This is a genomic window from Arthrobacter sp. Y3221159 (assembly GCF_059089885.1).
This window is the reverse complement of sequence record NZ_JBNHFC010000028.1, coordinates 1-25,540: the sequence shown is the minus strand read 5'-3', so window position 1 is coordinate 25,540 and position 25,540 is coordinate 1. Positions and strand designations below refer to the sequence as shown.

At 64.5% G+C, this 25,540-nt stretch carries 48 protein-coding genes, 1 tRNA gene and 1 pseudogene; 3 read left to right on the top strand and 47 right to left on the bottom strand.

The features are described 5' to 3' along the window. Positions 1 to 214 precede the first annotated feature (214 nt). From AC5RT3_RS19615 to AC5RT3_RS19575, 9 genes are all read right to left on the bottom strand, one after another. Positions 215 to 724: a DUF7426 family protein gene (locus AC5RT3_RS19615; protein WP_494125013.1), complete on the bottom strand. Its 510-nt coding sequence runs from the start codon at positions 722 to 724 to the stop codon at positions 215 to 217. Positions 725 to 822: 98 nt separating this feature from the next. After that, positions 823 to 1,284, bottom strand: coding sequence for a phage tail tube protein (locus AC5RT3_RS19610; protein ID WP_494125012.1), 462 nt, complete (start codon positions 1,282 to 1,284; stop codon positions 823 to 825). Positions 1,285 to 1,302: 18 nt separating this feature from the next. Beyond that, the gene (locus AC5RT3_RS19605; RefSeq protein WP_494125011.1) at positions 1,303 to 1,758 is read right to left on the bottom strand and encodes a minor capsid protein; all 456 of its coding nucleotides are present in this window, start codon (positions 1,756 to 1,758) and stop codon (positions 1,303 to 1,305) included. After that, positions 1,759 to 2,103, bottom strand: coding sequence for a hypothetical protein (locus tag AC5RT3_RS19600; RefSeq protein WP_494125010.1), 345 nt, complete (start codon positions 2,101 to 2,103; stop codon positions 1,759 to 1,761). After that, entirely contained in the window at positions 2,100 to 2,417 is a 318-nt protein-coding gene (locus AC5RT3_RS19595) for a hypothetical protein (protein WP_494125009.1), read from the bottom strand. The genes AC5RT3_RS19600 and AC5RT3_RS19595 overlap by 4 nt, the downstream gene beginning before the upstream one ends. 72 nt (positions 2,418 to 2,489) lie before the next feature. Then, positions 2,490 to 2,903 (bottom strand): head-tail connector protein, encoded by a 414-nt coding sequence (locus AC5RT3_RS19590; RefSeq protein ID WP_494125008.1) that lies wholly within the window; start codon positions 2,901 to 2,903, stop codon positions 2,490 to 2,492. 14 nt (positions 2,904 to 2,917) lie between these two features. Next, positions 2,918 to 3,493: a hypothetical protein gene (locus AC5RT3_RS19585; RefSeq protein ID WP_494125007.1), complete on the bottom strand. Its 576-nt coding sequence runs from the start codon at positions 3,491 to 3,493 to the stop codon at positions 2,918 to 2,920. Positions 3,494 to 3,568: 75 nt separating this feature from the next. Further along, entirely contained in the window at positions 3,569 to 4,570 is a 1,002-nt protein-coding gene (locus AC5RT3_RS19580) for a major capsid protein (RefSeq protein WP_494125006.1), read from the bottom strand. Between the two features lie 17 nt (positions 4,571 to 4,587). After that, complete coding sequence (locus tag AC5RT3_RS19575; protein ID WP_494125005.1) at positions 4,588 to 5,292, bottom strand: hypothetical protein; 705 nt, start codon at positions 5,290 to 5,292, stop codon at positions 4,588 to 4,590. Positions 5,293 to 5,393: 101 nt separating this feature from the next. Between AC5RT3_RS19575 and AC5RT3_RS19570 the strand changes: the two genes are divergently transcribed. Next, positions 5,394 to 5,672 carry a hypothetical protein gene (locus AC5RT3_RS19570; RefSeq protein ID WP_494125004.1) on the top strand — a complete coding sequence of 93 codons (279 nt, stop codon included), beginning with the start codon at positions 5,394 to 5,396 and terminating at the stop codon, positions 5,670 to 5,672. Here AC5RT3_RS19570 and AC5RT3_RS19565 read toward each other — a convergent pair. The 38 genes and pseudogenes from AC5RT3_RS19565 to AC5RT3_RS19380 form a co-directional block, all read right to left on the bottom strand. Next, on the bottom strand, positions 5,669 to 6,751 hold the full coding sequence (locus AC5RT3_RS19565) for a phage minor capsid protein (RefSeq protein WP_494125003.1): 1,083 nt from the start codon (positions 6,749 to 6,751) through the stop codon (positions 5,669 to 5,671). The genes AC5RT3_RS19570 and AC5RT3_RS19565 overlap by 4 nt on opposite strands. A gap of 9 nt (positions 6,752 to 6,760) precedes the next feature. Then, on the bottom strand, positions 6,761 to 8,359 hold the full coding sequence (locus AC5RT3_RS19560; protein WP_494125002.1) for a phage portal protein: 1,599 nt from the start codon (positions 8,357 to 8,359) through the stop codon (positions 6,761 to 6,763). 22 nt (positions 8,360 to 8,381) lie between these two features. Then, on the bottom strand, positions 8,382 to 8,609 hold the full coding sequence (locus tag AC5RT3_RS19555) for a hypothetical protein (protein ID WP_494125001.1): 228 nt from the start codon (positions 8,607 to 8,609) through the stop codon (positions 8,382 to 8,384). Positions 8,610 to 8,637: 28 nt separating this feature from the next. Then, a complete protein-coding gene (locus AC5RT3_RS19550; protein WP_494125017.1) occupies positions 8,638 to 9,861 on the bottom strand; it encodes a PBSX family phage terminase large subunit in 1,224 nt (407 codons plus the stop codon). Between the two features lie 23 nt (positions 9,862 to 9,884). Next, complete coding sequence (locus AC5RT3_RS19545; protein ID WP_494125000.1) at positions 9,885 to 10,427, bottom strand: hypothetical protein; 543 nt, start codon at positions 10,425 to 10,427, stop codon at positions 9,885 to 9,887. A gap of 315 nt (positions 10,428 to 10,742) precedes the next feature. Further along, a tRNA-Leu gene (locus tag AC5RT3_RS19540) sits at positions 10,743 to 10,815 on the bottom strand. Positions 10,816 to 11,232: 417 nt separating this feature from the next. Next, on the bottom strand, positions 11,233 to 11,814 hold the full coding sequence (locus tag AC5RT3_RS19535) for a DUF7341 domain-containing protein (protein ID WP_494124999.1): 582 nt from the start codon (positions 11,812 to 11,814) through the stop codon (positions 11,233 to 11,235). Next, the gene (locus AC5RT3_RS19530) at positions 11,811 to 12,128 is read right to left on the bottom strand and encodes a DUF6221 family protein (protein ID WP_494124998.1); all 318 of its coding nucleotides are present in this window, start codon (positions 12,126 to 12,128) and stop codon (positions 11,811 to 11,813) included. Before AC5RT3_RS19530 ends, AC5RT3_RS19535 begins: the two co-directional genes overlap by 4 nt. A gap of 15 nt (positions 12,129 to 12,143) precedes the next feature. Then, a complete protein-coding gene (locus AC5RT3_RS19525) occupies positions 12,144 to 12,377 on the bottom strand; it encodes a DUF3263 domain-containing protein (RefSeq protein WP_494124997.1) in 234 nt (77 codons plus the stop codon). 9 nt (positions 12,378 to 12,386) lie between these two features. Then, positions 12,387 to 12,773, bottom strand: coding sequence for a hypothetical protein (locus AC5RT3_RS19520; protein ID WP_494124996.1), 387 nt, complete (start codon positions 12,771 to 12,773; stop codon positions 12,387 to 12,389). 152 nt (positions 12,774 to 12,925) lie between these two features. Further along, complete coding sequence (locus tag AC5RT3_RS19515; protein ID WP_494124995.1) at positions 12,926 to 13,150, bottom strand: hypothetical protein; 225 nt, start codon at positions 13,148 to 13,150, stop codon at positions 12,926 to 12,928. 154 nt (positions 13,151 to 13,304) lie between these two features. Next, positions 13,305 to 13,610, bottom strand: coding sequence for a hypothetical protein (locus tag AC5RT3_RS19510; RefSeq protein ID WP_494125018.1), 306 nt, complete (start codon positions 13,608 to 13,610; stop codon positions 13,305 to 13,307). 50 nt (positions 13,611 to 13,660) lie between these two features. Further along, a pseudogene (locus AC5RT3_RS19505) lies at positions 13,661 to 14,191 on the bottom strand (HNH endonuclease signature motif containing protein); the annotation flags it as partial. Continuing rightward, positions 14,184 to 14,519, bottom strand: coding sequence for a hypothetical protein (locus AC5RT3_RS19500; RefSeq protein ID WP_494124994.1), 336 nt, complete (start codon positions 14,517 to 14,519; stop codon positions 14,184 to 14,186). The gene AC5RT3_RS19500 and the pseudogene AC5RT3_RS19505, both read right to left, overlap by 8 nt. Continuing rightward, the gene (locus AC5RT3_RS19495; protein ID WP_494124993.1) at positions 14,516 to 14,659 is read right to left on the bottom strand and encodes a hypothetical protein; all 144 of its coding nucleotides are present in this window, start codon (positions 14,657 to 14,659) and stop codon (positions 14,516 to 14,518) included. The genes AC5RT3_RS19500 and AC5RT3_RS19495 overlap by 4 nt, the downstream gene beginning before the upstream one ends. Next, positions 14,656 to 14,973 (bottom strand): hypothetical protein, encoded by a 318-nt coding sequence (locus AC5RT3_RS19490; protein ID WP_494124992.1) that lies wholly within the window; start codon positions 14,971 to 14,973, stop codon positions 14,656 to 14,658. The genes AC5RT3_RS19495 and AC5RT3_RS19490 overlap by 4 nt, the downstream gene beginning before the upstream one ends. Next, positions 14,970 to 15,236, bottom strand: coding sequence for a hypothetical protein (locus AC5RT3_RS19485; RefSeq protein WP_494124991.1), 267 nt, complete (start codon positions 15,234 to 15,236; stop codon positions 14,970 to 14,972). Before AC5RT3_RS19485 ends, AC5RT3_RS19490 begins: the two co-directional genes overlap by 4 nt. Then, positions 15,233 to 15,400 (bottom strand): hypothetical protein, encoded by a 168-nt coding sequence (locus AC5RT3_RS19480; protein ID WP_494124990.1) that lies wholly within the window; start codon positions 15,398 to 15,400, stop codon positions 15,233 to 15,235. Before AC5RT3_RS19480 ends, AC5RT3_RS19485 begins: the two co-directional genes overlap by 4 nt. After that, positions 15,397 to 15,822, bottom strand: coding sequence for a hypothetical protein (locus AC5RT3_RS19475; protein WP_494124989.1), 426 nt, complete (start codon positions 15,820 to 15,822; stop codon positions 15,397 to 15,399). Before AC5RT3_RS19475 ends, AC5RT3_RS19480 begins: the two co-directional genes overlap by 4 nt. Then, complete coding sequence (locus AC5RT3_RS19470; protein ID WP_494124988.1) at positions 15,819 to 16,058, bottom strand: hypothetical protein; 240 nt, start codon at positions 16,056 to 16,058, stop codon at positions 15,819 to 15,821. The genes AC5RT3_RS19475 and AC5RT3_RS19470 overlap by 4 nt, the downstream gene beginning before the upstream one ends. A 106-nt stretch (positions 16,059 to 16,164) precedes the next feature. After that, on the bottom strand, positions 16,165 to 16,464 hold the full coding sequence (locus AC5RT3_RS19465) for a VRR-NUC domain-containing protein (protein ID WP_494124987.1): 300 nt from the start codon (positions 16,462 to 16,464) through the stop codon (positions 16,165 to 16,167). Between the two features lie 77 nt (positions 16,465 to 16,541). Then, positions 16,542 to 17,015 carry a hypothetical protein gene (locus tag AC5RT3_RS19460; RefSeq protein WP_494124986.1) on the bottom strand — a complete coding sequence of 158 codons (474 nt, stop codon included), beginning with the start codon at positions 17,013 to 17,015 and terminating at the stop codon, positions 16,542 to 16,544. A 2-nt stretch (positions 17,016 to 17,017) separates the two neighbouring features. Beyond that, positions 17,018 to 17,197: a hypothetical protein gene (locus tag AC5RT3_RS19455; protein ID WP_494124985.1), complete on the bottom strand. Its 180-nt coding sequence runs from the start codon at positions 17,195 to 17,197 to the stop codon at positions 17,018 to 17,020. After that, a complete protein-coding gene (locus tag AC5RT3_RS19450; protein ID WP_494124984.1) occupies positions 17,194 to 17,610 on the bottom strand; it encodes a hypothetical protein in 417 nt (138 codons plus the stop codon). The genes AC5RT3_RS19455 and AC5RT3_RS19450 overlap by 4 nt, the downstream gene beginning before the upstream one ends. Positions 17,611 to 17,813: 203 nt before the next feature. Continuing rightward, a complete protein-coding gene (locus AC5RT3_RS19445) occupies positions 17,814 to 18,149 on the bottom strand; it encodes a hypothetical protein (protein ID WP_494124983.1) in 336 nt (111 codons plus the stop codon). A 208-nt stretch (positions 18,150 to 18,357) separates the two neighbouring features. After that, a complete protein-coding gene (locus AC5RT3_RS19440; protein ID WP_494124982.1) occupies positions 18,358 to 19,182 on the bottom strand; it encodes a DNA cytosine methyltransferase in 825 nt (274 codons plus the stop codon). A gap of 109 nt (positions 19,183 to 19,291) precedes the next feature. Then, positions 19,292 to 19,423, bottom strand: a complete 132-nt coding sequence (locus AC5RT3_RS19435) for a hypothetical protein (RefSeq protein WP_494124981.1) — start codon at positions 19,421 to 19,423, stop codon at positions 19,292 to 19,294. Next, positions 19,420 to 19,725: a DUF4326 domain-containing protein gene (locus AC5RT3_RS19430; RefSeq protein WP_494124980.1), complete on the bottom strand. Its 306-nt coding sequence runs from the start codon at positions 19,723 to 19,725 to the stop codon at positions 19,420 to 19,422. The genes AC5RT3_RS19435 and AC5RT3_RS19430 overlap by 4 nt, the downstream gene beginning before the upstream one ends. Positions 19,726 to 19,766: 41 nt before the next feature. Beyond that, positions 19,767 to 20,072: a glutaredoxin family protein gene (locus AC5RT3_RS19425; RefSeq protein WP_494124979.1), complete on the bottom strand. Its 306-nt coding sequence runs from the start codon at positions 20,070 to 20,072 to the stop codon at positions 19,767 to 19,769. Between the two features lie 58 nt (positions 20,073 to 20,130). After that, the gene (locus AC5RT3_RS19420; protein WP_494124978.1) at positions 20,131 to 20,598 is read right to left on the bottom strand and encodes a single-stranded DNA-binding protein; all 468 of its coding nucleotides are present in this window, start codon (positions 20,596 to 20,598) and stop codon (positions 20,131 to 20,133) included. Next, positions 20,598 to 21,578, bottom strand: coding sequence for a hypothetical protein (locus AC5RT3_RS19415; RefSeq protein ID WP_494124977.1), 981 nt, complete (start codon positions 21,576 to 21,578; stop codon positions 20,598 to 20,600). The genes AC5RT3_RS19420 and AC5RT3_RS19415 overlap by 1 nt, the downstream gene beginning before the upstream one ends. Further along, positions 21,575 to 22,435: a hypothetical protein gene (locus AC5RT3_RS19410; RefSeq protein ID WP_494124976.1), complete on the bottom strand. Its 861-nt coding sequence runs from the start codon at positions 22,433 to 22,435 to the stop codon at positions 21,575 to 21,577. Before AC5RT3_RS19410 ends, AC5RT3_RS19415 begins: the two co-directional genes overlap by 4 nt. Beyond that, positions 22,432 to 22,605, bottom strand: a complete 174-nt coding sequence (locus AC5RT3_RS19405; protein ID WP_494124975.1) for a hypothetical protein — start codon at positions 22,603 to 22,605, stop codon at positions 22,432 to 22,434. Before AC5RT3_RS19405 ends, AC5RT3_RS19410 begins: the two co-directional genes overlap by 4 nt. Before the next feature lie 100 nt (positions 22,606 to 22,705). After that, the gene (locus AC5RT3_RS19400) at positions 22,706 to 22,831 is read right to left on the bottom strand and encodes a hypothetical protein (protein ID WP_494124974.1); all 126 of its coding nucleotides are present in this window, start codon (positions 22,829 to 22,831) and stop codon (positions 22,706 to 22,708) included. Next, positions 22,828 to 23,181: a hypothetical protein gene (locus AC5RT3_RS19395; protein WP_494124973.1), complete on the bottom strand. Its 354-nt coding sequence runs from the start codon at positions 23,179 to 23,181 to the stop codon at positions 22,828 to 22,830. The genes AC5RT3_RS19400 and AC5RT3_RS19395 overlap by 4 nt, the downstream gene beginning before the upstream one ends. A 77-nt stretch (positions 23,182 to 23,258) precedes the next feature. Beyond that, positions 23,259 to 23,498 (bottom strand): helix-turn-helix domain-containing protein, encoded by a 240-nt coding sequence (locus tag AC5RT3_RS19390; RefSeq protein ID WP_494124972.1) that lies wholly within the window; start codon positions 23,496 to 23,498, stop codon positions 23,259 to 23,261. Continuing rightward, the gene (locus AC5RT3_RS19385; RefSeq protein ID WP_494124971.1) at positions 23,495 to 23,752 is read right to left on the bottom strand and encodes a hypothetical protein; all 258 of its coding nucleotides are present in this window, start codon (positions 23,750 to 23,752) and stop codon (positions 23,495 to 23,497) included. The genes AC5RT3_RS19390 and AC5RT3_RS19385 overlap by 4 nt, the downstream gene beginning before the upstream one ends. Before the next feature lie 16 nt (positions 23,753 to 23,768). After that, the gene (locus tag AC5RT3_RS19380; protein ID WP_494124970.1) at positions 23,769 to 24,068 is read right to left on the bottom strand and encodes a helix-turn-helix transcriptional regulator; all 300 of its coding nucleotides are present in this window, start codon (positions 24,066 to 24,068) and stop codon (positions 23,769 to 23,771) included. A 288-nt stretch (positions 24,069 to 24,356) separates the two neighbouring features. Between AC5RT3_RS19380 and AC5RT3_RS19375 the strand changes: the two genes are divergently transcribed. After that, positions 24,357 to 24,890: a hypothetical protein gene (locus tag AC5RT3_RS19375; RefSeq protein WP_494124969.1), complete on the top strand. Its 534-nt coding sequence runs from the start codon at positions 24,357 to 24,359 to the stop codon at positions 24,888 to 24,890. Between the two features lie 42 nt (positions 24,891 to 24,932). Then, the gene (locus AC5RT3_RS19370; RefSeq protein ID WP_494124968.1) at positions 24,933 to 25,331 is read left to right on the top strand and encodes an ImmA/IrrE family metallo-endopeptidase; all 399 of its coding nucleotides are present in this window, start codon (positions 24,933 to 24,935) and stop codon (positions 25,329 to 25,331) included. Positions 25,332 to 25,540 lie beyond the last annotated feature (209 nt).

The window sequence follows — 25,540 nt, the reverse complement described above, 5'->3', positions numbered from 1 at the left end:
GGGCCTCCAATGTTTAGTTATCGGGCCGCCCCCGGAGGGTTCAGCACCATACCCAGACGGGTTTGAGGGATGGACCGGCGCGGGTTATGCGGATCCAAAACAGGGGTCTTGTTCAGCAGCCCGGACACGCGGGTTGCGAACCACGCCCATGACCTCTCCCGCAGCACACCGCAGGAGAGGTCAATGGCGTAGGTGTCTTGGAAGTCCTGCTCGATCAGGCGCCAGTGGGTGAGGATTTGCTGCCAGGTGTGGCCTTTGCCCGCTTCGGGGTACTCGTACCACTCGCTGAGTTGCGTTTCCGGGTTGTATTTGCCGCGGCCGTAGACGTCCGGGTCGCCGTTCGGCGCGCCGCCCTGTTGGGCTCCGGTGCCTTGCCGCCCGCTAAAAAATACTGCTGCGCGGCATCGAAGGACTGTGTCGTCCAGATGGTGATGAGGGAGGCCAACTGGCGGAGGCCGGCGTAGGGGACCCCGTCTTCGAGGAGTTCGTCGTAGGTGTCACCAAGGACTGTGCGGAAGAAGTCCGTCTCTTCGTCGTCGCTGACGAGTTCGATGTCGCGTTCGGTGAATTCCTGCCCTGCCTGGGCTTTGAAACCGAGGGTCATCATGTGCTGGATCCGGAGGCCGGTCTGGGCGGATACCGCTTTGAAGTGGTATTCCTTGCCGCCGGCGGGGACGACGAGGGTGGGGGAGAGGAAGTCGTTGAGTTCTTTGAGTTCGGTCAAGGTGGGCTCCAAGGTGTGTTGTGTCCAAGGGCTGATAGGAAGGTGGGGGCCCGTGCCTGCCCGCCCTTGGAAACAGGCAGGCACGGGGGTCTAGGGGGTTACGGGGCGGGGGTGTAGTCGGCCAGCTCGCCGCGGCCGGCGATGGTGAACTCGGCCTTGGTCAGGTCTGTGCGGGAACCGCCGCCCTCGGTGAAGGTCGCGTCACCGATGCCGGTGTAACCGGTGGTGGCGCCCTTCTTGATGGCACGGAAGTGCACGTATCCGTCCTCGCCAACGGACTTGCCGGCGGCCCGGAGGATCGCCTGGCCGGGGTCGGCGGTGGCGGTGGCGCGGGGGACCTTGACGGTGCCGGACAGTTCGTAGTCCAGGCCGGTGCCGGTCTGCGAGCCCCAAGCGCCGGAGTCGAAGTCCGAGTCGTCTTCGAGGTTCTTCGTCACGCCCGGGGGAGTGAAGTCAGTGATGCCGAAGACCTGGGTGAAGGTGGTGGGGGTCGTGCCGTCCGTGTACGGGGCTACGAACAGGGTCCAGTCCGAGACGATGCCCGGGGTAATGGTTGCCATGCTGGCTCTCCTTGGTGGTTAGTCGTCCCGGTTGGGGCCGGTTCTTGTGAGGGTGATGTAGTAGTTGGCCGTGTGTTCGAGCCGGTTGTTACCGTCCGGCCCGAGTGCGGCCCCTGATTTGTGTTCGATCAGGACTATGGGGATGCCTCCGAGGTCTATGCCGTTGAGGCCGTGGAGCGCGTCGAAGGCCCGGTCCACGATGTCCTTGTCACTGATCCGGTCGTTGGGCTTCCCCCGGATCCGTAGCTGCAGGCCGATGACTGAGTCCGTCCCCATGGAGTCGTCCACGGGGTAGAGGGTCATGGCGATGGCCTTGTCCGGGGTGGCCGGCAGCACGTCGATGGTGATCGCGGTGTCCGTGGAAAGGTAGGTGCCGGAGGTCATCCACCGGCCCACCTGGGCGGTGCCGAGATACTGGCCGAGCGCTGTGAGGAGCCTCAGCCGGAACCCGGTGGAGCCGTAAACAACGGTCATCTACAGCTCCCCTCGGATGGTCATGGCGATGATGTCCCGGACGGTGTCTATCTCGGAGTTGATCGCGGTTTCGAGGTACTTGGCTTGGCGTCCCTCGTCGTGCTTGAGGTGAAGTTCCTCGTGCTGATACACGGCGTAAGGGGTGTCGAAGACGATGGCTGCCTTGAGGTCCGTCTTGTCCACTGAGGTGGTGCCGGATTCTTCGAGGATGTGTTCCTCGATGGGCACCCGCTTCTTGGCCTCACCGAGGACGTGCTCGGCGCCCAGCGCGAGGCCCCGTGCCGCTTCATCGTGGAACTGCTTGACCAGTTTCTTGTCGAGCTTGAGCTTCCAGTTCTTGCTCATGCGAGGTTCACTGTGATGTGGTCCGGCAGTTCAAGTGGCCCGGAGTCGGAGACCTCCACGCTGATGACGTCCATGGTCTTTCCCCGGTACGTGACCTGGGATCCGGAGGTGAACGCGTCTGGGCCCACAGTGTCCGTGGTGAAGCGGGTGGAGCTGACCACTTCTGAGCCGTCGTCGCCGCGGACGAGGGTGTTGCCCTCAGCCACGAGGCCCTTGACGGTTACCGGGTCGCTGTACGCGTTGCCGAAGGCGCCCGCACCAGTGAGGGTGGTGACGCTGACCTCGTGGACCCAGAACTCGGAGAACTCACTCACGGTCGTCCTCCAGGGCCTGCCATTGGGCGAGTGTGAGGATTGGCTCCGGACGGACTGTGTCGTTGGTAACCATCACAGCAGCTGCACCGTCCCGCCCAACAGGCCAGCGTCAGCGAGGTGATAGTAGGCGTCCGGGGCGAGCACCCCAACCGCTTCCACCTTCGCCGCCGTCGAACCCTGCTCGTACGTGATCGATGCCCCGCCGATGGACTTCGACGCTGCCGCCGGCTTCACACCAGCAGCACCAAGGGCGGGGTCAACCCCGAGGTCCGCCCAGAACTTGACCTGCGCGCACACGGCCTCACGGAACGCTTGCCGCAGAGCCGTGTCAGTCGGGTACCCGTCCGCGTCCGTGGCGTACCGGGCGGACCGGGTCTCCGCCCGCATCATGGACGAAGCTGAGCGGAGGAGGGCCGCCGCGTTGCTCGGGGCGGTATCTGGTTCCAACCATTCGGTCAGTTCAGCCTCGGTGGCGTAGAGCTTCACGGCGGCCCTCCTACTTATTCGGCAGTGACGTTGGTGACGGCCTCGCGGATTTCATCGCGGGTGAGGTCCTCCAGGGACTCCTCAGCGATGCCGATGGACAATGCGTAGGCGTGCCAGTCGGCCTTGGACGCGTTCCCCGCCGGAGCGGAAGGGACGGCGGTCGGGTCGCTGACGTGTTCGGTCTCGGCCTTGTCCTGCTTGGCCGTGTCGTCCACGTGCACGTCCCCGGGCTTGACCGGCCGGACGCCCTCGGATGCGTGGATCTCGGGGGCGATGACTTCCGGGCCATGGGGGTTGGCCTTGCCCGCGTTCGTGGGAACGAGGTAGTCCTCCGGCTTGGGGTCAACTGCAGCGTCCCGCAGGGCGGTGCCGAGCTGCTGCCGGCCGTCGACGTCGCGGGGGTCCACGAGTTCCGGCGTGGCAGGCGGTGTGGCTTCGCTGTCGAGGCCGTAGCCGGCGCCCTGCAGGTACAGCCGCACACCCGCGGGAAGGTCGCCGTCATGTTCGGCCACGCCATCGGTGAAAGCCAGGCTGGTGGACCCGTACACCGAGGTACCGGTGTACGTCTTGTCTGGGCTGGTGATTTTCATGCTGCCCTCCTAGGGCTGTAGCCCAACGCAGGGCCACCCAGTGGGCAGCCCCGCGCCGGTCGTACGGGTCAGAGGTTAGGCAACCTTGATGTTGCGGAAGACGCCCGCAGCCTTGGTCTTCTTCAGGACCACGGCGGCCGGGCCGAGCTCGGCCTCACCGGTCTTCACAGCACCGGCGGTGGAGAAGTCCGGCATCCAGGAACGGACCAGGGAGCCCGTGGTGGACACGGCGTGGAAGCCGTCCAGGCCGAACCGGACCGCGTACAGGTCACCGAGGCCGGTGATGGAACCGCCGGCGCCGCCGCCGTCAGTGTCACGGGCAGCCGTGGCGAGGACATCCGTGTTGGACCCGTCCTTGGTGCCCGGGTCGATCAGCGGGATGCCGTTGTACGAGCCCACGGTGCGGCCGAAGGCGTCCGTGGTCTTCTCGTACTGGTCAGCCCACATGGCGAGACGCTTGAACATCGACAGGACCTTCTTGGGTCCGTAGATGGCGTCCGGCGTGGAGTCCAGGAGGGACAGCCAGGCGTCGATCTGCTCGATCTCAGCGATGGCTTCGGCCTTGGTGTCCACACCGGTCCAGTCGCGGTAGCCGGTGGAGGTGCCGTTGGCCAGCGGCAGGTACTCCGTGGTGGATCCGGTGAGGATCTTGGACAGGCCGTCGAAGCCGTTGGCGTCCACGGCGGTGTCACCGTTGAACACGGCGTCGTTGAACTTGGCCGAGGTGCCCTTCAGGAGTTCGCGCATCTGGAACGCGGTCTCGCGGGCCTGACCGATGCCATCGAGGACACGGTCAATCTGGAACGAGCCACCGAGGGGCTTCAGGTCCACGCTGGCGCGGACCTTGGTGGCTTCCTGCGGCGCGTACTCCGAGTTGATCGCACGGAACGCGGCGCCACGCTGGGTGAGCTGCCGGGTGTACGAGTAGGTGAGGGTCGCGCCGCCACCTGCGGGGGACACCACGTTATCGAACGTGATGCGGTTCAGGATGTCGTTGGACTTCTGGAACTCATCGATGATCTGCACATCGACGTCGTCCGTTACGTTGAGCTTCGCCTGGGCGAGGGTTACGGGCATTGCATGCTCCTAAGGGGTTAGCGGGCCATCTTCTTAGCGATGGCGTCTTCGAGGGTGGAGGGTTTCGCAGGCTTTTCCCCGGTCCCGCCGGTGAAGTCGCCGCCGCTCGTGCCGGCCGCCCGGGCCGCCTTGAGCTTGGGGTTGTCTTTGACCGCGTCCTGGATGGCCTTTTCGATGGCCTTCGTGTCGGACGGGTCAATGCCTCCGAGCTTCGCCAGGAAGCCGCGGGAGTCTAGGAGGGCGTCAGCGTCGGCGCCGTGCTTGCCGGCGGCCTTGTAGACAGCCAGTTCGGTCTTGGCCTGTTTCGCTTCGGCCTGCTGTTCGGTCAGGGACCGGGTGAGGGCGTCCGGGTCGGGCTTCTCGCCGCCCTTAGCGTCGGGGTTGAGGGCCTTCTGGATGGCGTCCAGGGTCTTCTTGGCTACCCGTTCGTCCCCGTCAGCCTTGCGGAGGTCGTTGATGATCTTCTGCGCGCCTGCCGGCAGGGACTCCACCTTGCCGTCCCACTCCGCCGGCTTAGGGTCCTCCGCGGGCTTGGTGTCACCCTGCGGGGCGGGATCACCGGCTGGAGTCGGGTCGCCTGCAGGCTCTCCAGCGGGTGCTGGGTCGCCGGCGCCTGCTTCCATGACGGCGTCCCCGAAGGTGAGCCGGTGGTGTGCCAGGAGGGCTTCGATGCCGCCGGGGGTGTAGGGGTCGATACCGTGGATGGTCTTCCGCTTGTTCATGGTGGTCTCCAAGGGTCAGGTTTTTGTCGGTGCTGGTGGGTACGCTGGAGGGTGGTTCGCTGCACTGGGCAGCGACCGATAGTGATAAGGGGGAACCGCGGATGGCGGTCAAGATTTACAGCAGTGAACACGCGGTGCGCGTGCAGGAGGACGATGGCGAGAATGGCCACTGGGCCTACAAGGTACTGGCTTCGGGTGTGCTTCAGCTCCTGACCAATGGGCAGGACAAGAAGACCTGGTCAATTTCGGCGGAGTACGCGCCCGCGGCCTGGCACAAGGTGGAGGGAACGCGGTTCATCAAGGAGACAGACCGCCTTCAGGGAGCTGACGGATTCGCTCCGCAGCCGTCGAAGGAACCGACTCCGGTGCTGGTCCTCTAACGGACGGTCAGTGAGGTCCGGTAGCTGAGGTTCTTCCGGCCGTTGTCTTCGCGCCAAGCTTTGAACTCTGCCTGCTTGGCGCGGAGCTTCGCCCGGGCCTGTGCGGCGTTGTTACCGCCGAACTCGTCCGCGATGGCTACCTGCCGCTTCAGTTCCCGGATACGCCGCTCGAAAGCGCGTTGCTGCTGCCGGAGAGCGTCACCCTCAGGGTCCGCCGTGTCTGTCTGCGGGCCCTTTGTGATGCCGGGGAGGTAGATGCTGTGTGAGTGCCGGCAGTTCGGGTGGTAGAGGCCCCGAGCTTTCGCTTCAGCGAGGGAGGCCATGACCGTCTTGCCATCCCTGAGCTGCCCGGTGGTCTGCCCTGAGAGGGAGAGGACCTTGCCCTCGAATGGCCGGCAGATCTCGCACTCCTCGGGTGCGTTGGACACGATGACGGTGTCCACGCCGAGCTCTGTGATCCGGTCCGTGTGGCCCTGGAGCATCGCCTTCGAGGTGGAGGTTCTGGCCGCCATCTCAGCGTAGGAGACCATGTTCCAGTTCCGGCCGCTGTTGTCCCGGAAACCGTTGATCCCTGCCTTGCCGAGCCGCTCCAGGATGATCCCGGATGCTTCCCGCCGCGTGACGACGCCGAGCGCGGCCTGAGCCACTGCTTGGCGGACTACCTGCTGGTAGATGTCATTCACTGCGCGGACAATCTGGAACTTCATCGGCCGGAGCAGTTCGAGCATGTCCGAGACGATGGCCACGACGGCGCCGGTGGGCTGCACCTCAGCGAAGGCCCCGTGGATCAGGCCCGCTTTGGTCAGGTCCCCGCCGGCGGTAGCTATGCCTCGGTTGTAGGCGAGCCCTACGGCCTCCTCTACGGCGCCGGGGATGCCCATCTGGAGGCGGGCGATGATGCTGTCCGTCTGGGCGCGCAGTGCCTGAATGTTGCGGAGCTTCCGTTCCGCCCAGTCAGGCCCGTCCTTACCGTCTGCCAGTGCCTTAGCGATCCTCTGGAGGAGGAGGGTTTCAGCTTCTGAGAACTGTTCCCTCAGCCCTTTCGCCAGGGTGGTGGCGTCGTCCGGGCGGATCGCCATGGCCGCATCCTACTCTGTCGGGGTCAAGGTTTCCGCCGGAACTACCCCTGCCCCATCGGTTCCGAACGTGGCCGGGTCTTCTAGTTCCCCGAGGTTGAAGTCCTGCCTGATCCGGTCCACCTCTTCCTTGACTTGATCATCATCGAAGTCCGGGTTCCTCCTGCGTACCCGCTCCTCGATGGAAGCGGACTGGCTGGTGTAGTCCAGTTGGTTCTGACGTGCCACAGCCTCAGCGTCCTCCGCGACACCGTCCGTGAAGTCCACCCGTACGGGGTAGGGCGTCACACCGCTGGCGAAGATCTGCGCGTCCACTGCCAGGGCCTTGGTGAGGATGCGTTCCATGGCCGGTTTGAGGCCGAGGATCTTCCGCTTCCTCGTGGTGTAGCTGGTTTGGGCTTTGGCTGCGACCTCGGTGGCGGTGACCGCGGCGCCGGAGGAGTCCTGCATCCCGAAGGTTGCGGGGGAGTAGCCGGCGGCGGTGAGGATGATGCGGCGGAAGTGGTCGATGGCGGCGAGGAAGTCCTCGGTGCGGATCTCGAACTGGACCTGCTCAATGGCCATCTTCGAGTCACCCATGGACGAGGGTGCCGCCTTGATCGGGGTGAAGATCGCGGTGTCGAGGTCGAAGCCGGTACCAAGACCTGCTCCGAGGTCCTTCAGCATGGACTCGCCAACGATCAGGCGGCCCTTGCCGAGGCGGATGTCGCGCAACCATGCGCTGTAGAGCTCGTCCAGGGCGTCGAGTTTCTGCTCGATCCCTTCGAGGTCGGACCGGCCGAGGTGCGCCCCCACCGGGTCATTCCTCCACAGTGCGGAGGGGGTGATGTTCGGGGCGTACTCGACGGCGAGGCCGGGGGTCAGGGTGGAGAGTGTGTCCCCGTCGATGAGCAGTTCCACGTTGCCCGGCGCTGCCAGCCATGCGGTGGCCTCGTCCGCGTCGAACGTGGTCCGCTGGCCGAGCTTGTCCGCGGTGCCGACGTAGAGGCCGTGGGAGATCATCCCGATGCCCTGCGCGTCTTTCCAATGGTGCTCGAGATGGCGGGTGACCTGCTGCCCCTCGGTCTTGACCGTGCGCCAGAAGGTGACGGTGTGGAGGCGGCCCCAGCGGAACACCGGCCATGCCATGTCTGCGTCCACCTTGGTGATGAAGACGTGCTCGGCGGTGGCCTTGTCCCAGGTGGCTCGGAGGAACACGCCCCCGAGGGCGGCGGAGATCTCGGCGCCGGCCACGATGGTCTGTTCGAACTCGGGCCCGGTGATGAGGTCCAGGCGTTCCTGGGCTGCGGTGACCTTGTCCTCAGCAGTGCCCTCTTCAACGTCGATGACCGCTGACGCCGGTTCGGAGAACAGAAGGTTAGCCGAGGTCCGGCAGATCTCCTGAGCGAGGCTGATGTGGATGGTGGACAGGTCCGGGGTGCCGGATGCCTTCGCCCCGACGAACCATGTCCGGATCCGCTCCAGCAGGCCGGGGCGGCTGGTGGACTGGGCGTAGATGCTGGACAGGGTGGCTGTCTCATTGCTGTACCAGGCACTGTAGGCGCGGAGGCGGGGGAGGATGTTGCTGAGTTCCTTGGGCGGCCACGCGATGCCGTTGTCGGGCAGTGCCAATGTGGCCTCCTAAAGGGTTTGGTTAGCGTGCGGAATAGGTGACGCCCGGCAGGTGATCGAACACCTGCGGGGCTTTCGCCGCGACACGCAGCGCGGTAATAACTTCTTCGATGTCCCGGTTCATGACCTCGATAGAGGTGTATGTGCCGCTGTCCGTGGTGTTGAAGATCCCGATTCGGACGGCGTGCCCGTCGCTGGATGGTTCGATGTCGAGCGAGTCCACAGTGGGCGGATGGTAGCGATAGGCCATGTTGTTCTCCAAGGGTTGGTGGTGCAGGTTAGGCGGCGAGGTCCACGAGGGAGCGCCAGTTCGTTTCAGTCGTCGTGATGGCATAGCGGAAAGCATCGATGGAGTGGTCAGCTACCTTGATGGGCTGATCCTCGCCCTTCTCGGTCGCTTTCTTGTCCCATGAATAGCCCGGCATCTCGTTGATGAGGCCCTTGCAGCGGTCCGATACCTTGAGCTTCCCGGCGGTGAGCAGGGAGGCCACGGTGCGGATGCCGTACAGCACGTTGTTGTCGCCGTTGATGACGTTGTTGATGCCGTCAGCGGCGAGCTGGACTTTGAAGGAGGCGGCGGCCGGGTCAACGATCACCCATTCAGGGCTCATGCCTTCCTTGGCCAAGGTGTCCGTGATCCATGACTTGATGGACGCGGACAGCTGCCCGTCAGTGAGCCGGATCTGTGCCTGGCGGGAGTCGTACCGCCATTCGTCCATGGCGTAGAGGATGCCGTCCTCACCGACGCCGAGGACGATCATGGAGGTCGCGTTGGTTGTTCCGTAGTCCACGCCGGCGCCGAGGATGCGCCGCATGCGCGGGAGGTCCTCGTGCTTCACCACATGGGTCTCGGGGTTCCAGGAGTCGAACACTGCACCGTCCGCGGCCACCCATTCAGCGAGGATGTAACGGCGGTAGAAGAGTCCACTGTAGGACTTCTTCTGCCGTTCCACGTAGGCCGGGTCCAGGGTCTTGTTGTCGTCCATGAGGAACGTGTACCGGTGGAGGTCTTTGGCATCAGGGGAGGTGTTCCGGTGGATCTTCCCCGCCCCGTCGATCCAGAACCGTGCCTTGTCGAGCCAGTCCACTTTCAGCCAGTGGTTTGGACCGCCAGGGTTGGACGTGAACCAGAACTTCGCCCCGGGCACTGAGAGGCGGGTGTAGAGCATGGTGAAGAACGATTCCGGAATGGTCTCGGCCTCGTCCAGGTACGCGCCGGCGAGGGTGAGGCCCTGGATCTTGGTGCGGGCCTGCTCGTTGTTCGCGCCGTAGATGTGGACTTCCCGGCCGAGGATGATGGCCGTGCCGGTGCCGTAGTTGACCTTCACCCGTTCCTTGCCGAGCATCTCCTGCAGTGGAAGCAGCAGGTTGTTGATGATGGTGCGCTCGGTGCGGCCACACATGGCGAGGGCACCGGATGGGCCGGTGCGGATGTACCGGAGCCAGTCGATGAGGCTGGTGATGGTCTTCCCGGAGCGGACCGCGCCTTCGTAGGCCTCGATGGAGGGTGAGGGGTTGGCGAGGGCTAGGAGGGACTTTCCGGTGAGTGGTTTGGCGTCGATGCTTCCCCACCTCCGGAGTCCTTGTTGGGTAGTGGTGCGCTGGTCATGAACTCAAGCCACTTATCGACAGCGGCCGTGCCGGAGGTGTCGGTGTCTGCCTTTTCGAGCACAAGCGCCTTGTCCATGAAGATGGCGATGGCGGTGGCGAGGTTCCGGTGATCCCCTGGCGGGATGAAGGATAGGTCCCGGGCTGAGTGAATGCCCGGCCCGGTGGGCACTAGGGTGCTGAATGTTCCGGCTTCTAGCCTCGTGAGGATGTCCTCCGCCTGTTTGTAGAGGCGGCCCACAATGTCAGCGCGGCGGGCTTTGTTGTCCTGCTGCTTCGCTTCGGTGGCCGCCTTCACCCTGTCGGATCGGGCGAAGGTGAGGCCGGCTTCTTTGACGACGTTGCTTATCCAGGCTGTGGAGTATCCGGTCTGCCTGGCGATGTCGTTGCGGCTGATGTCTTGGGCGTGGAGGGCGAGGACGATGTCTTTGTCCGCTTGTGTGCGTTTCGGGTTGGGCACAAGAGGTTAGTCACCGCCTTCGGGGTCATGATGGGGGCTGCGGTTATTCTGCGCTGAAGTCGCGCCCGCAGGTTTGGCAGACGAGGTTTGTTGTCTCCCGGCTTGGTCCGGAGCATGTGGGGCAGTCGGCACCGACGACGCGCCACCCATCGTCAAGCCATGCCTTCGCAGTGGATACGGGCACTCGGGCGGTTGTCCGGTACTCCATCAGCACTGTGGGCTCTGGCTTGGCGCTCATGGGTTCCTCCTGTGGTTGGGGGAGTGTTGCTGGCTCGTCCGCGGTTTCGGTTGTTGCCCGGCGGCTTTCACACTCAGTGGGTCTCCCCGGATTCGAACCGGGACTGTGCAGGTTTTGAAGCTGCTGTCTCTGCCGTTGGACTAGAGACCCTTGTAGTCCACCCCTCGGCCGCCACGACGTCAGATGGCGGTGTCAACAGGGTGGGTACTCCGCAATTCACCCGTGAGGGCCCGGCTATGCGGTGTCCGTGGGCTGGCGGTGGATCGAACACCGCGACGGTACTGGGGGAAACCGTCAACCATTCAGCCCGGGACCCGCCGGCTCATGTTCCGGCGGGCTATTCAGTTATGGGTCAGGGGGGTGGTGGTGGCGGGCCCGTCCGGGTCTTTGCGCTGGCTGGATGGGCCTGGCTCGCCGGGTGGAGATCTGTGCAGCAGACACCCGCCACCACGTTCATGCCTACCCGCACTAGGGGGTAGAAACCAAAACGTCTGAGGAGACAGTACTCCGCAGACACCACTTAGAGTACACGAATCCAGGTACTGGCACTACTCAACACGCCGCCTGTCAGACGTTGACGAGGGCATGGGAAAGCCACTGTACGTTGTCACCGTGCCACTCCGCACCACACGCCAGGCAGGACGCGTCCCACAGTGACGGGTGCATCAGGTCCTCGTGCTCATCCCAGCAGTTCACAGTCAGCGCTGGTTCGCGTTCGGGGCCGTGGTACTTGATCCCGCAGGCCGGGCAGGGGCGGTGGAGGCGGCGGCGGGGCTTCTTGGGGTGCAGCAGGGCCGTTATCTCATCAATCCACTCCGAGGAGACGCCGGTGAGGTACTGCTCCCAGTCTTCGGGCATCTCGGCCCAGGGCGTGCCGGTGAGGTCCCGGAGCAGGTTCTCCAGCGTCCCGATGTACACGAAGCCGCGGTAGAGGCGGTACTCGTTCCGGGCCGCTGTTTCGATCTTGCAGAACAGGTCCACCGCGGACAGGTTCACGGGGACGGGCTTCCCGGAGTCGCCGCCGGCCTTCCCGCCGTCGGAACCGGGAGTGCTGGCATTACGCAGCCTCGTGAGGAGCGGCGCCTGGTACTCGCCGTTCGAGAGGTGTTCCTGGGTGAGTGTGTGGACGTTGACGGCGAAGCTGGTCAAAGTGCCCACTCCTGCCGGTAGTCCTCGTGATCCTTGTAGACGGCGGCGAGCATCGCTATCACGTCCCTGCCTACGTAGGGGTCGAGGTCTGGGCACTGAGGGTCGAATGCTTTGATGATCGCCCGTTTCGCCGCGCACTCGGCCAGGATACGCTCTGGACCGACGAGGACCGCGGGAACTGGGCTGTCCGGCCAGCATTGCAGACCAGTGTCAGCCCCCTCGTGCGATGTGGCTCGTTCCCGCTCCGTAACCGCCTGCCGAGCCTCGGCCTCGTCTTCGGACATGCGGGCCTCAAGGAATTCGGTGATCTTCATCTTGCTATCTTCCCCCTAGATGATGCGTGTTCTGAGTCGTTGTTGTGGTTGGCGGCGGTCGTTGAGACGTTGGACGAGCGCCGGACGGTATCGGATGGCTGGTTCCGTGCGGATGAGCCGGTTGACCTCCTGCCAATACCGGGTGGGTGTCAGGCCGAACTGCTGCTTCGCCTGGTCTTCGAGGGAACCAGCGTATTTGAAGGACTGGCCGGCGAGGTCGAGCATGGCCTTCTGGGTGTCAGTGAGCATCCTGTGATGCTATGTGGCGGGTGAGACAAAAGAGGTTGATCTTTCAAGATCAGCCGATACTGGCTCCCTGACAGCCTCGTGGATCGCTGCCTCGGCGGCGGGCCAGTAGCAGAACCCGCTGCCTTGCTCGCCCTCGAAGTGCCACATGGTGTCCGGGACGCCGCAGACGGGAGCGACTGGATGCCAGTCGATGGCCAGCTCCTTGGCAGCCTCAATATGGCCCTCGCAGGCCAGCATCGCGTAGTCCCCGATTGTGGCCGGAGGTGCGCCCGCGAACAGGTGCAGGATGGCGGGCTGCCCGCAACCTGGGCGGTCGTTGTCGCCGCCATCGAATCCGCATACGTTGTGCATGGCTGGCATGTGCCTGCCCGGTTCGCGGTGCGCTCTCTGGCTCATGCGGCTTGCTCCTGCTCTATCGGTTCCCCGGTGCATCCGCATTTGTGGAAGCCGGTGTGGTCTTCGGTGTAGGCCCCGCAGCGGGGTGTTGGGTTGGCCATGTGGTGGTGGCCGCAGGTGGGGCAGTACCGCATCGTTGAGGCTCCCTCGGGTCAGTCTCGCCAGTAGTAGGGCCGGGTGCCGTCAGGAAGGACCGCCGGGGCGATGCTGCACCACCACGTGTGATCCGACTGGACCTTGCACTCCGGGCAGCCGGGCCGGTCAGGGAAGTGCGCCTCGCACTCCGAGTTCGGCTCCATCATCGATCCGGGTTCGACGGCGTCCCCGTACCTAGTCCAGGTCTTCGGGTCCGTGACGGTACACGTGCAGTCGCTCATGCCTTCCCCTCCCGCATTTGCCGGCGTCGGAGCGCCCTGGTGTGTTGCATCTGCCGGTACCAGCGGCTGGTGGTGACGACGCCGCCCCGGAACAGTTCGAACTCTTTCCGGAAGGACCGCTGGATCGCTTGCCGGTACGTGCGGCGCGTGAACCTCACTCGGCACCCGTTACAGCAGCGGTCGTATCGCAGGGCCAGCGGTGTCCACATTCCGTGCAGATCGCTTCCTCGCCGTAGCCCTCGTGGACGGCAATCACTTCCCGCTTGTGCAGCGATTCCACCCGGGCGAGGGCTTCGTCGCGTTTCCGCAGCTCGGCCAGCAGGACGGGGTGCATGTACAGCGCCGCGACTTCGAGGGCATCCAACATGCTGCCACCAGTGAGAAACGCCTTCGCCGCCGCTTCGACAGCCTCCGCGGGGATGGCTTCGATCTCGACCAGGCGCGGGTCCGGGGCCGCCACTCGGCACCCCCAACACGGTCCCGGTCGTTGCAGGTGAACAGTTCATTGCGCTTTGCGATGGCCGCAGCCTCTGCTTCCTCGATAGTCGGGTATACCCCGCAGTAGTGGTTCTTCTTGCCCTGCCGGACCTGCGCCCGCCATTTGCCTGTATGGGCGTGGAAGGTGACGCCACGGATGCCAGATGGGTTGCGAGTGTTCGCCCCGGACCTGTGTTCGGAGTTCTGCCTCTGCGTCACTGTCCGCAAATGGTCAGGCCGGACGCATGCGCGGTTGAAGCAGCGGTGGTCAATGACCATGCCTTCCGGGATCGGACCGTGCGCCCACTCATGGGAGAGCCGGTGCGCCCGGTGCCGTGTGCCCGCATGCTGGAATACGCCGTAGCCGGTGTCATGGAGTTTCGCCGTCCAAACCCAGCAGTCGCCGGACTTGTCCACCAACTCCCAGAACTTCGCCTGGAGGTAGCCATCCCCGTCATGGAGCGGCGTCAGGGGCTTGCCTAGCCGCCGCTGGTTATAGTGGACCACGCAAAGCTCCCGTGCCCTTATGTCGCGGCGGCATCCTTCGAAACTGCACTCAGTCATTGCTGCCTCCGACATGCAGCACCGTCGCGGGGAGATCGAGGTCCACGGACAATGACTTGTCTCGCGTTCCGGTTTCTGCCCACCACCCGCCGTCTTTTACGAACACTGCGCCGAATACGCTTCGAATGACGGTGTCGGTGGGCAGTGCGTGCAGCTCTCGGACGGTGGTGACCTGCTGCGGCTTCCGGTAACCAGCGGCCAGGATCGCGTCGATGGTGGTGTCTACCTGCGCGCCGATCTCCCGCTTCGTTGGGTCAACGGGCAGGCTGTCGGTGATGTTCTGGTGCATCAGTTCGCCCAGCTCTACGCGGATCTCTTCGGTGCTCATGGTGCCTTCCTGGGCGTGGTGATGATGGCGAGTAGTTGGGGGTCGAGGCGGCGGAGCTTCGCGATCAGGTGCTCGTCGCACTCCGGGAGGCCGAACGTCTCAGCGGACGGGACAGCGGTCAGGGCAGCCGAGGCGGTCACGGGATTACCTCGATGTGTTCGGGTAGGACGTGGACGGGCTTGCGGTGCAGGTCGTAGGCGACCAGGTAGGCGGTGAAGGTCTCCGACTGGATGTACTCGCTGGACTCGCTGTACATCCAGTGGGAGTTGCCGTTGGAGAGGGTGCGTTTGCCGATGATGATGCCGGTGCCGCCCTCCCAAGGCTGGTTCTCCAGACCGGGTCCGGCATGCGTGGACCAGAGTCTGTTGGGGCCGCCGAACTCTCCGGGCCGGGCGTGCCGGCGCCGGAGGTGGGCCGTGTAGCGGACAGGCTGGCCAAGCTGAAGATCGCTCATGCCACGGCCTTGAGTGCGGCGCGGCATTCCCGGACCCGTTCACCAGCAACCTGGACCGTCTGCCAGTCGCCCCGGCGTCCTACAGCTGCTTGGACTGCTTCGGTGTATGCCGCGTCGGCCGCCTCCAGCGCGGTCGCGAGGCGGGCCCGGTTCTCAGCAGCGGCGACGATCCCGAGGAGCCGGGCCTGGTCTGTCATGCCCTGCACGAGCTGGGTGCACTGCTGGGCGTCTTTGCCGAGGTTGATGAGTTCTGCTGCGGTCATGGCTGGTCCTGTGTTGGGAGGGTGAATAGGTAGTCGCGGAAAGCATCGTCCGCGGCATAGTAGGCGTCGTATTCCTCTGAGCGTCCGCCGAGGTGCACGGCATTCAGTGCCTTTATCGCGGCCCGGTGGAGGGTGAGGAGATGGTTCCTCTGTTCCGGGGTCATGATGCGAGGTCCATGTCGTCCTGGTGGCCGAGGCCCTGCGGTGGGACACCACGAGCCCTGCGGGCCCGGATGTACGCGTTCAGGGATTCGACGGCAGCGGTCACGACTTCGGGGGCCACCCATTCGCAGGACGAGTCGCAGCGCTGGCAAAGTTCCCCGATCCGCTTCCTCGTGCCGGGTGCGTCGCTGGATGTCATGCGCTGCGGCCTGGTGGGGTGGTCGCAGTTCCGGCAGGGGCGGATCGCTTCGCCCTGTTCTTTGGCTTTGGCGCCTGCTGCGGCGTTGCAGAGCCGGCACATGTTGTTCGCGTGCCGGCAAACGGTGCCGGGGAAGTCCGCGAGGGTGGTGCGTGAGGAGCGGAGGAGCCGGCCGCAGGTGCCGGCGCACTCGGTCACGCCTACGTTGTACGTCCTGACACTCATGCTGCGAGCCCGTCTGCGATGACGTCAATGAGATCCAGTTCGGTTTCGAGGTCCTCGCCCCACTCGTTGACGGCTTCCATCAGCTCAGGGTGACGGGCCACGAGCTCTTCGGTGATCGCGGCGGAGATGATGCGTTGGTTCTCGTCGGTCTTCGTCTTGACGATCTGACCCATGGTGAGAAGTTCGGCGTCGGTCTTGTCGGCCAGTTTGGCTTGGACTATGGCTACTGCGCTCATTGTGTGTTTCCTCCTTTGGGTGGGCCATCCCTGGCCGTTGTCTGCTGCTCTACCTAGAGTACCGCCTGCCGGTACTCGAAACAAGCACTGACAGTGCGTGAAGTACTCAGGTTTTGCCCGTGAGTTCGGCAACGATCCGCCCGGACACAAGATCCGCCGGCCGCCACACACCAGCATCAGCACCCGCCGCCGTCAAACCCTCGATCCAGGTCCGCTGATCCGGCGACACCCGGCCCTTGTCCGTCTTGAGTTCCCGGAACAGGACCCGGGCCCGTCTGCTGCTGACGAGGACCAGGTCCGGGAACCCAGGCTGCGAACGCCGGCTGTCGTGCGTGTGGTAGCCCAGCTCATACCCATGCAACTGGGCCACCTCCATCACGATCGCCTGGAACTCCGATTCCAGCATCCCCGGCCGCAAATGAAACCCATATGCGCGTTGTTCCGAACGTCCGGTAACGCGCTCAGTGCCCGCCTGACGCACTCTCAGTGCCTTCCGTGGGCGTGGAGACGTTCGGGGGTGTTTGCGGGGTTCTGACGGGCGTCTGTGGCTTCGTGGGTGGTGTTGGCGTATTTGGCGTGGTTGTAGGTTCGGGGTCTGCGGTTGAAGCGTGGGTTCTCCACGAGGTTGATGGCCATGTATTCGGCGTGCTGTTGTTTGGTCCAGGCGGTGCCGGGGAAGTGCTTGCGGAGGGTCTTCACTTCTACGCCTTCGGTGCGGTGGATCTCGGCGTGTGACCAGCCGTCTTCGAGCATGCGTTGGATGTTGGCTTTCCGTTCGGGGGTCATTGGGCGGCCGAGGTATTCATGGCTGATGCCGAGTTCGGTGCGGATGCGGCTGATGGTGCGGGGGTGGCATTCGTAGTGCTCGGCCAGCGCGGCGATGGTCCAGCCGTGTTCGTTGAGGCTGCGGAACTCTTCCCGGTCGATCTTGGGCCGGCGGGTGCGGGTGGTGGTCATGGTCAGTTGCCTTTGCTGGGCCCGGCGAGGGCGTAGTCGTTCTTGGTGCTGGGTTTGGTGATGGTGGCGATGATGCCGTGGATGAGGTCAGCGGCGAGGTCCCCGTGGACCCAGCGGCCATTGACGAGGCCTACGGCGCCTTTGCAGATTCGGCATGTGCCGTGGAGGCTGGCTTGCTTCATGGTGTGTCTTCGCTTTCTGGGTTGTGGTGTTTGCCTACGTGGGTCTCGGGTCTGATGCCTGCCTTCACGTCACCCCAGCAGGCCCGGCAGCAGTGGCTTTCAAAGGTCGGGTGGTCCTCGCATGGCGTCCAGTTCCGTGGTGCTTGCCAGTCCTCCGGTGCTGTGGAGGACCAGTGCTTGCCGTCCTGGGGGTAGAAGTTCGGGGTCCGCTTCGCATGAGCCCCACTGGCGTCTACCTGGGTGGCGTAGTGGGCGAGGGCCCGGACACAATGACCGAAGTCCCTACCCGGGAACCCTTCACCCTCGTTCGCTTCCTTGAGCACCGTGCCGGGCTTGTTCGGGATCCAGTCCGGGCGGGCCGCGACCATCATCGCCGTGAGCCTCGCGCCTTCCTGGTCCGTGAGCTTGTACATGGATTTCTCCTTGATCAAATGTGAATCGTCGTGCGTCCCGGCGGCCCTATCACCTAAGTGACGATCGACGATTTCTTTACCCCAAGGTCTTTAAAACTGGGCTGGCACCTAGGTGAGTTAAGTACTTGGTCTTGGTCTTGGTCTTGGGCACTTGTTCCGCCGCCGTTCGTTTGGCGTTCGGAACGGTGACGGAACGGCGTTCCTTACCCGTTCTTGGCGTGTTCTTCCTGCCACTTTCGTTTGCGGTCCGCGGCCTTCTTCTTGTCGGCCATGACCTGTTCCTTGGTGCGCTGGTACTCGGCCCAGGCCCGGAACTGCCACCCTTGCTCCGTGACGTCCCAGAACCCGGCCTTGACCAGCTTCGCGGCGAGGGTCTTGCCCCTCGGCCAGGAGTCCACGAACCATTCCGGCACTGCCCCGTCCGTCAGGTAGTCGGTGCAGTAGGTCCCGGCCAGGGTCCACAGCCCGATCGCTTCCAGCCCAGCTGCCCGTGACTTCGGGTGTGAGTGCATCTTGTCGTCAGCGTTGAACCACGCCATTATTCGCTCCATCCAGGTACTCTTCGGGTCCAGTGCCACCCGCCGTGATCGCATTCATAGAACCGGCACACCTCCAGCAGCGCTCCGGGTCCTGCGATCTCCCTGCGTAATCGTCTTGCCTCGTCCCGGGTGGAGGAGTAGACCTTCCCGCACCCGCAGGTGAAGAGACTGGGTTTTCGGTGCTGGGTCCGGTACTCCTGCCGCGTGCTCACAGTGCCTCCAAGACACGGCTGGCGACGTCCTCCACGACATTGACGGTGACAGCGTTCCCGCACTGCTTGTATCGCTGGGTGTCGCTGCCTATGGTCCAGTTGTCGGGGAAGCCTTGTAGCCGCTCCCATTCGATGGGGGTCAGGCGCCGGTCCCCCTGCGGGGTTCGAAGGATGGTCATGCCGCTATGGTTTCCGCCGCTGTTTCCGCCGGCTGTGAGTGTTCGAGCAACTGCGGTTTCTGTTGTGAGGCCGACTGTCGAATACGGGTTACTCGGTCCGGTGGGAGCAAATACTTCGGGTCGGGGTGTTCCTCCAAGATTTCCGACAATGTAGACGCGTTCTCGGTGCTGGGGGACGCCGTAGTCCTTGCTGTTGAGTACCTTCCACTGGACGTCATACCCCAGGTCATCAAGGGCCCGGATGATGGTTCGGAAAGTCTGCCCGCGGTCGTGGCTGACGAGTCCCTTGACGTTTTCGAGGATGAAGAATCGCGGTTCTCGGACCTGCAGGACTCGGGCGATGTCGAAGAAGAGAGTGCCTCTGGTGTCGTTGAAGCCTGCCAGGAGGCCGGCGATGGAGAAGGGCTGGCAGGGAAAGCCAGCAGCGAGAAGATCGAACTCTGGAATGGTATGCGGGTCGATTCGGCTTGCGTCTCCGTAGTTGTCATGGTTGAAGTGCCTTTCGTAGGTCTTGATTGCTGCCTTGTCGATTTCGGAGTAGCCCACGCATTCCGTGCTGATGGCTCGCTTCTTCGCGGCCCGCTTGATGCCGAGCTCGAATCCGCCTATTCCCGAAAACATCGAGAAGTACCGGACGCTCATGAGGTGGTTCCTTCCAAGGGGTTGGTGGGGCTCCCACGGGTGGTGTGGGAGCCCCGGGTGTGTTCCTGCGCGTGGCCCGGTGCTGCAGGCGCTGACAGGGCTACGGGGTTTACTTGGTGCAGCCGGCGCACTCTTCGGTGCGGTTCAGTGGCTTGTCGCACGAGGAGCAGAGGATGACGTCCGTCTGCCGGCGGGGCTTAGCCAGTGGCGGCTTGGGCGGAATGAGAGCAATGGTCTTCACGCGGCAACCTCCAGCGATGCCGCATTGGCCAGTTCCAGCAGGACATCGGCATGGCATGGCTCGTTCAATGGGCACCAGCACGCCAGGTTCATACCTGCGAGTTGTGCGCGTGCATCGTTTGTCGTGATGTCGAGATCGCCTGAAGCAAGCGCCAGTCGGAACAGCTGTGCCACATCCTCGGCCGTGAGGGGGTCTTCGATGCCATGGACCGGGTTCGCTCCAATGAATGCGGACTCATCGCCGACGGCGTACGGGTTGCCCCACTTCGTGGGGCGGCCGACGTAGACGGTGCTCTCCGGCATTCGCCACCCTTTGGTGCGCCTCCGCTGCACGCGCACCGGGCTCACGCCGCGACCTCTTCACGGTGGGTGATGTGTTTGCGGATGTTGTGGGGCTGCAGCCCGGACCAGTGGCGTTCGCCTTCGGGGGTGGAGACGACGACGGTGGGCGCCTGCCGGTAGCCAAGGGTCTCGGTCACGTACGCATAGGCGGCCGGGTCCTTCTCCATATCAACTTCGGTGTACTCGACACCGGCCCGTTGCAGGAGCTCCTTGGTCTTGCCGCAGCCCCAGCACTCTTCCTTGGTGTAGATGGTGACTGCTACGCCGTCGCGGGCTTCGATGCGGGGTGTGAGGTCGGTGATGGTCAAAGCGGGGTTTCCTTTCGGGGGCGGGGTGGCGGGCCTGAGCGCCCGCCACCAGGGGTTGTTAGAACGGGGGCTCGGATTCGGTGCCGGCGCCCCATGCGCTGTTGGTGTTATCGCCACCCCAACTGCCGGAGGAAGCTTGGCTACCGCCGCCGTTGCCGCTGCGCTGGGTGCGGTTGACCTTCGCCGTCGCCGTCTTGAGGGAGGGCCCGATCTCGTCCACCTCCAGTTCGATCACGGTCCGCTTCTCGCCCTCTTTGGTCTCGTAGGACCGGGACTTGAGGCGGCCGGTGACGATGACGCGCATGCCCTTGGTCAGGGACTCGGCCACGTTCTCCGCTGCTTCCCGCCAGACACCGGCGCGGAGGAACAGGGTCTCGCCGTCCTTCCACTCGTTGGCCTGGCGGTCGAACGTCCGCGGGGTGCTGGCGATGGTGAAGTTCGCCACGGCGGATCCGCTGGGTGTGAAGCGGAGCTCTGGATCCGAGGTCAGGTTGCCGATGACCGTCAGGGTCGTCTCGCCCGCCATTACTTCGCACCTGCCTGTGCGAGGCCCCACTCGGCGTCAACATCGGGCAGGACGCCGTCAGCATCCGCCGGAGGAGTCTCGGCCTCTTCGATAAACCGGGAGGCCTCAGCCTTGGTCAGTTCCTTGGAGGACTCGAGGGTGCGGCCGGTGAACTGGGAGAGCTCGGCCAGGCCGGACTCACGGTCGTTGGCGCCGAGCTTGCCGAGGATCACGTGGATCTTGGTGAGCTGCGCGGTCGTGGCCAACGGCTCGGCCGGGGCCTGCGGTTCAGGTTCCGGCGTGACCTCGTCCTGCGGGGCCTCGTGGACGACGTCCGGGAGGTCCGGGGTTGGGGCCTTCGCCCTCTGGATGGTCCGCTTCGTCTTCGGCGCCTCCGCAGCAGGTGCGGCCGGCTGCTCGCCGAGGTCGTCCAGCTCCACCTCTTCGACGGAGGTCGCGGCGATGCCGGTGAGGACGTCGGGGGCGATGACGCGGCAGATCTCGGCCTGGCACTTGGCGGTGAGCATGCCGATGGGGTCCGTCTGGTACTTCTTGTTCGAGGTGTACCCGGCCTTCTGGGCGCGGGCGATGGTCCACTCAACGCGGGTGAAGGTGGTTTCGCCCTTGCGGCGGCCTTCGTAGACCACGCGCTGGTCGGTCGCCTCGACTCGCCGGATGGTGTGCCCTGCCTGCATGACGAGGGCGGCCATGGTCCGGGCGTACATGGAAGGGCGGCCGGAGACCACAAAGATGTTCGCCAGGGCGTTCATCGGATCCAGGCCCAGGGACTTGCCCGCGAGGATCGCCGCTGCCGCCGCTTCGGGCTTGCCGCGGAAGGACGCCGGGACGAACTCGGTGCTGCACAGTGCCGTGCCGAGCTGGTGGGCTGCGGAGAGTTCCTGCGCCCATTCCATGAGGGACACGGTCGCGGCGGTGGCCGGCAGGCCGGTGGGGTTGAAGGCGGCCACGGGTGCGGCCTGGGGGATTGCTACTTCGCTCATGCTGCTACTGCTTCCTGTGTGGTGGTGGTGACCGGGGCGCCAACGATGGCTTCCCGGAGTTTGGTGGTCTTGTGGGTGTAGGCCGCGGCCAGGAACATGGCGTAGTGGCCGCGCATCTCGTCGCGGTTCTTGGCCAGCGGGTAGAGGGTGGTGCCGAGGGGCGCGTCACCGTAGCGTGCGTTCTCGCCGTCACGGTCCATCGGGGTCACGTGGGCGACGTAGGTGGCCACGATCTCCGGGAGGGGCTGCTCGTTGCCGTCCTCGTCCATGTAGAACTCGGCCAGTGAGTACGCTGCGCACTGCAGGCCTGTCTCGCCGTAGACGTACTTGGAGGTCTTGAGGTCGATCATGACCGGCTTGCCGTCGTTGAGCAGGGGAGAGGTGCCGATCATGTCGAACTTGCCCGCGTACCAGTCCTTCCGGCTGGCACAGGGCCGCTCCATCAGCAGGGGGGTGATCTGGAAGCGGTCCAGGAAGTCCGCGTAGCCCTCCACGTAGCCGGCCAGTTCCTCCGGGACATCCTCGACGGTTCCGGTGGTGGCAAGGACTTCCGCGAAGTCGTGCACGGCCGTGCCGCGGACGCCGGCGTCGTCCCGGACCTTTGTGGGAAGTTCCTTCAGTTCGTACATGGCCGATTCGGGGTTGCCTGATAGGAGCTCTTCGAGGCGTGCGCGGTTATCTGGGTCCGTGACCCATTCAGCGACGACGCGAGGGGCCCATCGGATGAGGGCGGGCTTGGGGATGCCGCCGTTGAGGATGGTGGTCACGCCGGTGACGGGCAGCCCGTCGAGCTTGTACCGGTGGCCGTTGTGGGTGAAGGTCAGTCCCTTCACCGGCTCCTTGGTCTTCGGGCTCATCGGGAGGCCTCCTTGAAGACTGCGCTGATGCCGCGGTCCTTGCCGCCGCAGGCCCGGGCGCATTCCTTGGCGCGGAACTCGTCCAGGCCGAAGGTGCCGATCACGGCGCCGGTCTCGCCGTAGACGATCCATTGGCCCTCGGGCAGGTCATCGATGGGTTCATAGCTCATTGGTCTGGGTCCTTTCGGAAGTCGATGTCGTCGCAGGTGCAGTCGGTGCAGGTGTGGTGGCCTTTGGGGCAGATGCCGGCGCCGCGGCAGTAGCAGTCGGTCACAGTCCCACCGCCGACGCGACGACGGCCACGGCGAGGTGTGGCATGACGAGTGCAAGGGCTATGCCGGTGGTGAGGACGGCGAAACGGACCACGGCCCGGACCCGGATCTGGCCGGCGCTCACGCTGCGAGCTCCATCGGGGGGATGAAGACCTGCTGACCTGCGGCGGGGAAGGTGGAGATCACGTCGCGGATGGCGGTGAGCAGGTCACCTTCGAACTGCTCGATCAGGTCTTCCCGCTCGACGGCGTCGAGGTCCATGTGGGTGCCGTTCTCGACCTTGCGGAGTTCGTCCAGTGCCTGCAGGGCCGCGGCCGTGTAGTTCGGCTCCGGGCGGATGCCGAGGAGGGCGGAGACGTCGAACGCGAGCTTCTCTTCGTCCTGCCACTCGTTCGGGTACCGCTCGAAGTAGTTGACGATGGTGGCGCGGGCGGCGGTCTCGGCTTGCCGCTTCGTGAAGTGGTACGTGTACATCGGGTATCCTTCCGGTAGATGAGCTTCTTGCTTGTTCATGGGTCCCGCGTTGCTTTGGCCGGCAGCGGGGCCCTTTTTTATTGGGCGAAGACGGGGAGGTTGCGGAGCTGCTTGTTCCGCTCCCGCTTGTCTCCCTTGCTGGGGGCCGGGGCTTTCGCTCCCTGCCTGCGGATCGCTGCGATGTCTTCCTCTCCGAAGCGGATCTGCGGTCCGTCCCTCCATGCCGGCCACTTGTTGTTCCGGACCCGGCGGCGGACTGTCTCCTCGCAGACCCGGAACATCTGGGCTACTTCGGGGACGGTGTAGAAGGTGCTCATGCCGCCACCCATTCGCGGAGGACTCCGCCGTGGCGGGAGCGCTGCTTGGAGGTGGAGATCCCTGCCTGCTGGATGAGTCCGCGGGACCTGGCGATCTTGAAAGCCGAGCCGACCTTGTTCGGGTGGGGCGCGGGCCGGTGGTGTCGGCGCAGGTCGTCGGCAGTGACAGTTCCTCCTCGGCGGGCAAGGTCAGCGATGGTGGCGACTGCTTCCTCGGTCCATGTGGTGTCCTCCAGGGCCAGTGGCTGTGTCATGTCGGCGTGTCCTTTCTTAGGCGACTTGTAGACGCTGTTGGCGGGTAGTTTGCCGCTTGGCAGACGGTGCAATGGGCTCGAAAAGGACCTCGACGGGGACGTTGAGGACCTCCGCGATGCGGGTTGCGGTTTCGGGTTCCAGGCATCGGCGGCGGCCGCTGGTGAGGTGGTTGATGAAGCTCGGGTGCACACCCACTCGATCTGCCAGCCCCCGCTGGGTCATCTTGTGTGGGATCGGTGTGCCTGCCTTGTGCGCTTCGATGTCTTTTTGCGTGATGAGGAAGGCGCGGAGCGCTTCCTTTGAGACCAGTCGCATGTACGTTCCTTTCGGCCAGCGGGCCTTAGTGCGCCAGGGTGACATGAGCTCTCCTTCTTTGGTCGGTAGGCGGTTCGCCTGTTATCTGCTGCCCTCTGAGTATTGCCTACCGGTAGGCGGTAAGTCAAGCACCGACAGTGCGCGGCTTCCGCGCTGGTACTAATCAGTAGGGGGATGGGGGGAGTTTTTTGGTAGGCAGGTCCCTAGAATTAGGTGTACCGCCTACCGGTAGGCATAGTGCCCACCGGCGGCGTTGCGCTCCACAGCACCCACAGGAAAGCTCAGAGCATGACCACGAACGCAAGCCCCAACTTCCAGCAGCTCGTCCTACTGCACAAGCGGGACGACTCCTACGAGGCCATCTCCAAACGCGCCGGCGGCGTCCCGAAAGCACGGGCACTCCAGTCCATCGTCAAGGACGGGTTCACCCGCATGCCCTCGCCCGAGACCTTCGCCGGACTCTCCAAAGCATTCAGCATCAGCCCCCGCGAGCTCGTCCTGGCGGCGGCCCGTACCCTGGGCATCGACGTCGGAGACGACCGGGACTCCGACCTGGTCCTCTGGGGAGCCGGACGCCTCCCGCAGGAGTCGCAGGACGTCCTCCGCAACACGGCCGGGGAACTCATGAATTGGATGGACGGCAGCCGGCGCAAGCCCGAGACCGGCGGGCCGGACAATGTTGTGCAATTCCCCACATCCAAGTCCGAACCCGCCCGCCTCGATTTCGCCAAGATGGCAGGCATGACGGAGCAGGAATCCGAGGGAAAGCACGAAGCGGCACGCTCGTCAAAGCGTGGGGAAGAATCCCAGGAGCGCGAGTAACAAAGACCCACGCTGTCGGTGCCGTCCCCTATGGTGGGCGGCATGGAGTCGGGGGAACGGTTGGCAGAAGCGATGGGCGTGCGTATCGTCACCCATCGGCTGCCCGGACTCCTCGTCGCGGCAACAGACGGCCGGACCATCTACCTCGATGACCGGCTCACGTTCCGGGAGCGGCGTTGCGCGATCTACCACGAGTTGGTCCACATCGAGCTGGGCCACAAGGAGTGCCAGTCCCCGGCCGTTGAGAAGAAGGTTCGGGCAGTGGCAGCGGACCGTCTCGTGTCCTGGCAGGCGGTGTGGGAACACGCTCCGTGGGCGCACTCCCTGGACGAGTTGGCCGAGGATGTCATGGTGACCAGGAGCGTCCTGTCGGACTGGATCGCCACCCTCCCCGCGGATGCCCGGGAGGTTCTCCAGATGCGCTTCGAGTGCCACGTTTAGCCTGTGCACTGCGTGCACAGAAAAGGTATTACGCAGTCTTTAATGGTAGTTTCAAGTCGCACGAAACCCCGGAAACATGCGGAACTTCGGCGCTATTCTTGGTGGCTGGGGTGGTTCAATTCCCCCCATCTCCACCAAAAAAGCCCCGGATTTCCGGGGCTTTTTTATTGTCTGTGCACGCAAGTACGGTGGCTGTGCACTCAAAGAGG